The sequence below is a fragment of the Microbacterium sp. genome, assembly GCF_026393345.1.
Taxonomy (GTDB): Bacteria; Actinomycetota; Actinomycetes; order Actinomycetales; family Microbacteriaceae; genus Microbacterium.
In genome coordinates this window covers 1-4,735 of sequence record NZ_JAPLAI010000019.1, presented here as the reverse complement: position 1 = coordinate 4,735, position 4,735 = coordinate 1, and the positions used below count along the sequence as shown (strand labels likewise).

The window sequence follows — 4,735 nt, the reverse complement described above, 5'->3', positions numbered from 1 at the left end:
GCTCAACAAGCTCGACGGCGTCGCCGCGACGGTCAACTACGCCACCGAGAAGGCGAAGGTGACCGCGCCCGCCGGATACGAGGCCGCACAGCTCATCGCCGAGGTCGAGAAGGCCGGATACACCGCCGCGGTGCCGGCGCCCAAGAACGCGAAGACCACCGAGGCGACGGATGCCGATCCCGAGCTCGCTTCGCTGCGCCAGCGTCTGATCATCTCGATCATCCTCACGGTGCCGGTCATCGCGATGGCGATGATTCCCGCACTGCAGTTCACGTACTGGCAGTGGGCGTCGCTGGCGCTCGCTGCACCCGTGATCGTGTGGGGCGCATGGCCGTTCCACAAGGCCGCCTGGACCAATCTGCGCCACGGCGCGGCCACGATGGACACGCTCATCTCGATGGGCACTCTGGCCGCGTTCCTGTGGTCGCTGTATGCGCTGTTCCTCGGCTCGGCGGGCATGCCGGGCATGACGCACCCGTTCGAGTTCACGCTCTCGCGTTCGGACGGCACGGCGAACATCTACCTCGAGGTCGGCGCCGGCGTGACGATGTTCATCCTCGCCGGCCGCTACTTCGAGAAGCGCTCGAAGCGCCAGGCTGGTGCGGCCATGCGGGCGCTCCTCGAGCTCGGGGCGAAGGAAGTCTCGGTGCTGCGCGACGGCGTCGAGACCCTCATCCCGGTGGACGATCTGCAGGTCGGCGACGAGTTCATCGTGCGTCCGGGCGAGAAGATCGCCACCGACGGCGTCGTCGTCTCCGGCACGTCTGCGGTCGACGCCTCCATGCTCACCGGTGAATCGGTGCCCGTCGAGGTCGGGCCGGCGGATGCCGTCACCGGAGCGACCGTCAACGCCGGAGGGCGGTTGGTGGTGCGCGCCACGCGCGTCGGCACCGACACCCAGCTCGCGCAGATGGCGCAGCTGGTCGAGGACGCGCAGACCGGCAAGGCAGAGGTGCAGCGTCTCGCCGATCGCATCTCCGGCGTCTTCGTACCGATCGTCATCGGCATCGCCGTGGTCACGCTGGCCGGATGGCTCATCGCCGGGTTCCCGGCCGCTGCGGCGTTCACCGCCGCCGTCGCCGTGCTGGTGATCGCCTGCCCGTGCGCACTCGGCCTCGCCACACCCACCGCGTTGCTGGTGGGCACGGGCCGCGGCGCGCAGATGGGCATCCTCATCAAGGGCCCTGAGGTGCTCGAGTCGACCCGCAAGGTCGACACGGTCGTGCTCGACAAGACCGGCACCGTCACCACGGGGCGGATGGCTCTCGTCGACGTCGTCCCGGAGCCGGGGACGGATGCTGATGAGCTGCTGCGCCTTGCCGGAGCGCTGGAGGATGCGTCAGAGCATCCGATCGCCCAGGCCATCGCGAAGGCCGCGACCGCGCGTGTCGGCGCTGCACAGGTCGGCACGCTCCCGAGTGTCGAGAGCTTCGCGAACCTCGAGGGCAGGGGCGTGCAGGGCGTCGTCGACGGGCACAGCGTGATCGTGGGACGGGAATCGCTGCTCGCCGACTGGGGCCTCGCGCTCTCCCCCGCCGTCGCCGAGGCGAAGGCCGCGGCCGAGAACGACGGGCAGACGGTCGTGGCCGTCGCGTGGGACGGCGCCGCCCGCGGCATCCTCATCGTCGCCGACACGGTCAAGCCGACCAGCCCCGAGGCGATCGCGCAGTTGAAGAAGCTCGGCCTGCACCCCATTCTGCTCACCGGCGACAACGAGGCTGTCGCCCGGCGGATCGCTGCCGACGTCGGTATAGACGAGGTCATCGCCGAGGTGCTCCCGAAGGACAAGGTCGACGTCGTGGCACGGCTTCAGCGCGAAGGCAAGGTCGTCGCGATGGTCGGCGACGGCGTCAACGACGCACCCGCGCTGGTGCAGGCCGACCTCGGCCTCGCGATGGGCACGGGCACAGACGTCGCGATCGAAGCATCCGACATCGCCCTCGTCCGCGGCGATCTGCGCAGCGCCGCCGACGCGATCCGCCTGTCGCGCAAGACGCTCGGCACCATCAAGTCGAACCTGTTCTGGGCCTTCGCATACAACGTCGCCGCGATCCCGGTCGCCGCGCTCGGAATGCTGAACCCGATGCTCGCGGGTGCGGCCATGGCACTGTCGAGCGTGTTCGTCGTCGGCAACAGTCTGCGGCTGCGGGCGTTCCGATGATCCGCCTCCAAGCACGTCGGGCGATGCGTGTCAAGGCGGAAGACGACGCGGCGCGGAGTTCGTAAGGTCGGCGGAAGTGCGGTACCCGAGCCGCACGACATGGAGTGGCCATGGGTGCGATCGACGAGCATACGACCGAGCTTCTGCTGGACGGACGCTACCGGCTGGGGCCCTGCCTCGGTCGGGGCGGGATGGCCGCGGTGTACCGCGCTGAGGACACGATCCTCGGGCGCACCGTGGCCATCAAGCTGCTCGGCACCGCGGACGAGGCGTCAACCGATGATCGGGTGCACGGCGAGACCACGGTTCTCGCGTCTCTGAACCACCCCTCGCTCGTCACGCTCTACGACGCGAGGCTCGACCCCGGACATGCCCGCTACCTTGCGATCGAGTACGTCGACGGGCCCACGCTCGCATCACGGCTCTCGCAGGGACCGCTCTCCGGTTCGGAGGCGGCCGCTCTCGCCCGCGATCTCTCGGAGGCTCTGCAGGTCGTGCACGACGCGGGCATCATCCATCGGGACATCAAGCCCTCGAACGTGATGCTGGCGCGCGCGTCCCGGCGCGGATCCGGGTGGACCGCGAAGCTCATGGACTTCGGCATCGCGTACAACGTCTCCGATGCGCGGGTGACTTCACCGGGCGTCGTCATCGGCACGGCCGCGTATATGGCGCCCGAACAGGTCAGCGGGGCCGAGCTCACTCCTGCGGTGGACATCTACTCGCTGGGGCTCGTGCTCATCGAAGCGCTGACAGGCGAGCCCGCGTTCCCCGTGATGGGAAAGGTGCCGACGGCCCTCCGTCGGCTCTCTGAGGCTCCGGAGATACCCGCTTCGATCGGGCCGCGCTGGGGAGCGCTCCTCACGCGCATGACGCGCGTCGCACCCGAGGAGCGCCCCTCAGCACGGGAGGTCTCGCAGGCGGCCGTGATTCTGGGCGGCGGTCCACCGCTCGAGCAGTCAGCGCGCCAGCCCCTTCCGCCCGCCCTCACTCCGATCGTGTCGGATGATCAGCCCACCGGACCGACCAAGGAGATCACCGTTCCCGCTGAGCCGTCGTCGCCAGCCCCGCCCCACCGCGCGCGGAGGCTACGCAGGGCGGCACTGGCGGCCATGGCTGTTGCCGCGGCGGCGATGATAGCCATCGCAGGGTTCTCGACCTTCGCGCTCGCACCCGACTCCGCAGGGCGTGTCGCCTCACGGATGTCCGCCGACGAAGTGTTCACGCCACCGACCCCCGAGACTGTCGAGCCCACGGAGTCGGAGCAGACGGGCACCGAGTCCGAGTCCGACCCCGCTGATGACTCCGTCGAAGATGTGGGCGATGACGAGCAGAAGTCGAACCCCAACAAGGGCCCGGGCAACAACTCCGGCGACCGGAAGGATGACAAGGACGACGAGAAGGGCAAGTGACGTGATTCCGAGCGGCCGTGCCGCGGGATGCCCTCTTGGTCGCGCTCGCCTAGCTCGTGCGCGCCGCCCTGCTGGCCCACAGCATCCCGCGCTCGACGATCGTGCGCACGTTCGGGTCCTCGAGCACGTCGACGCTGTGACCAGGGGTCGCGACGAAGACGCGGCCTGCGCCCCACTGCCGCGTCCACACCGCGGGTGACGTCACGGGCCGATGCCACGGGTGATACGGCTGAACCGGGTGGGTCGTGGTCGCGAGAACGTCGATGAGGTCATCGTGCAGCACCCAGTACTGCTCGGTCGTCAGCGAGAAGTCCGAGATGCCCGCGGTGATCTCGTGCTCGCGTCCGAGCTCGGTCATGTCGACCGTGTACGACAGGTAGTTGTCGGTCTCGTCGCCGGGGCGCTCTGCCGGCGGACGCCCTGGGTGAGTGGCGAACTGCCCGCCGATGAGGTGCAGGTAGTCGGAGTTCGCTCGATACGAATCGGCGATACCGCCGTGCCAACCGGCCAGCCCTGTCCCCGCCTCGACGGCGGAGCGGAGCCCGGCGAACGCCTCCTTCGAGATCTCCGACATCGTCACGGACTGCACGATGAGGTCGGTCGCGGCCATCACCTCGGCATCCGCGTAGATCTCGTTGGACTCCTCGACGCGCACGTCGAATCCCGACTTCTCGAGGAAGGGGAGGAACAGTTCCGTCGTCTCGACGGGGTGGTGCCCCTCCCAGCCGCCACGGACGACGAGTGCACGTCGATCGGTCATGAAGTCTTTCCTTTCACTGCCGCCGTTGAGAATGCCAAGATCTACCACCGATCCGGGGACGAACCGGCCGGGACGGATTCGGGTCGCTCGGCAGTGCTCGTGAGCTCCACCACGCGACGCTCGCGTCCGGCCGACAGCACCGCCTCCATGATCTCGAGCACGTGGAAGGCGAGCGCGCCAGAGGCCCTATGCGGGCGCCCGGTCTCGATCGCCCGGGCCATGTCGGCAAGACCCGCACCGCGCCCTGTGTCGGCATAGCCGCCGGAGACGGGAGCGACCCTCCACTCGGGGGCGTCCTGGGTCCAGGCCTCAGTCGCGTCGTCGAAGCCGTTCGGGTCGCCCACCGAGATCGTTCCCGCCGTTCCGTAGGTCTCGATCATCGGCGCCCGCGTCTGCCAGATG

3 protein-coding genes and 1 pseudogene are annotated in these 4,735 nt (G+C 69.1%); 2 read left to right on the top strand and 2 right to left on the bottom strand.

Going from position 1 to position 4,735, the window contains the following annotated elements:
* Together NT132_RS02610 and NT132_RS02605 are read left to right on the top strand one after the other, a co-directional pair.
* On the top strand, window positions 1-2,161 hold a 2,161-nt coding region (locus NT132_RS02610), incomplete at its 5' end, for a cation-translocating P-type ATPase (RefSeq protein WP_297784337.1).
* A gap of 110 nt (window positions 2,162-2,271) precedes the next feature.
* Complete coding sequence (locus NT132_RS02605) at window positions 2,272-3,573, top strand: serine/threonine-protein kinase (protein ID WP_297784334.1); 1,302 nt, start codon at window positions 2,272-2,274, stop codon at window positions 3,571-3,573.
* A gap of 49 nt (window positions 3,574-3,622) precedes the next feature.
* On the opposite strand, the gene NT132_RS02600 is transcribed toward NT132_RS02605, so the two are convergent.
* A complete protein-coding gene (locus NT132_RS02600) occupies window positions 3,623-4,333 on the bottom strand; it encodes a ThuA domain-containing protein (protein WP_018022987.1) in 711 nt (236 codons plus the stop codon).
* Between the two features lie 41 nt (window positions 4,334-4,374).
* A pseudogene (locus NT132_RS02595) lies at window positions 4,375-4,735 on the bottom strand (gfo/Idh/MocA family oxidoreductase); the annotation flags it as partial.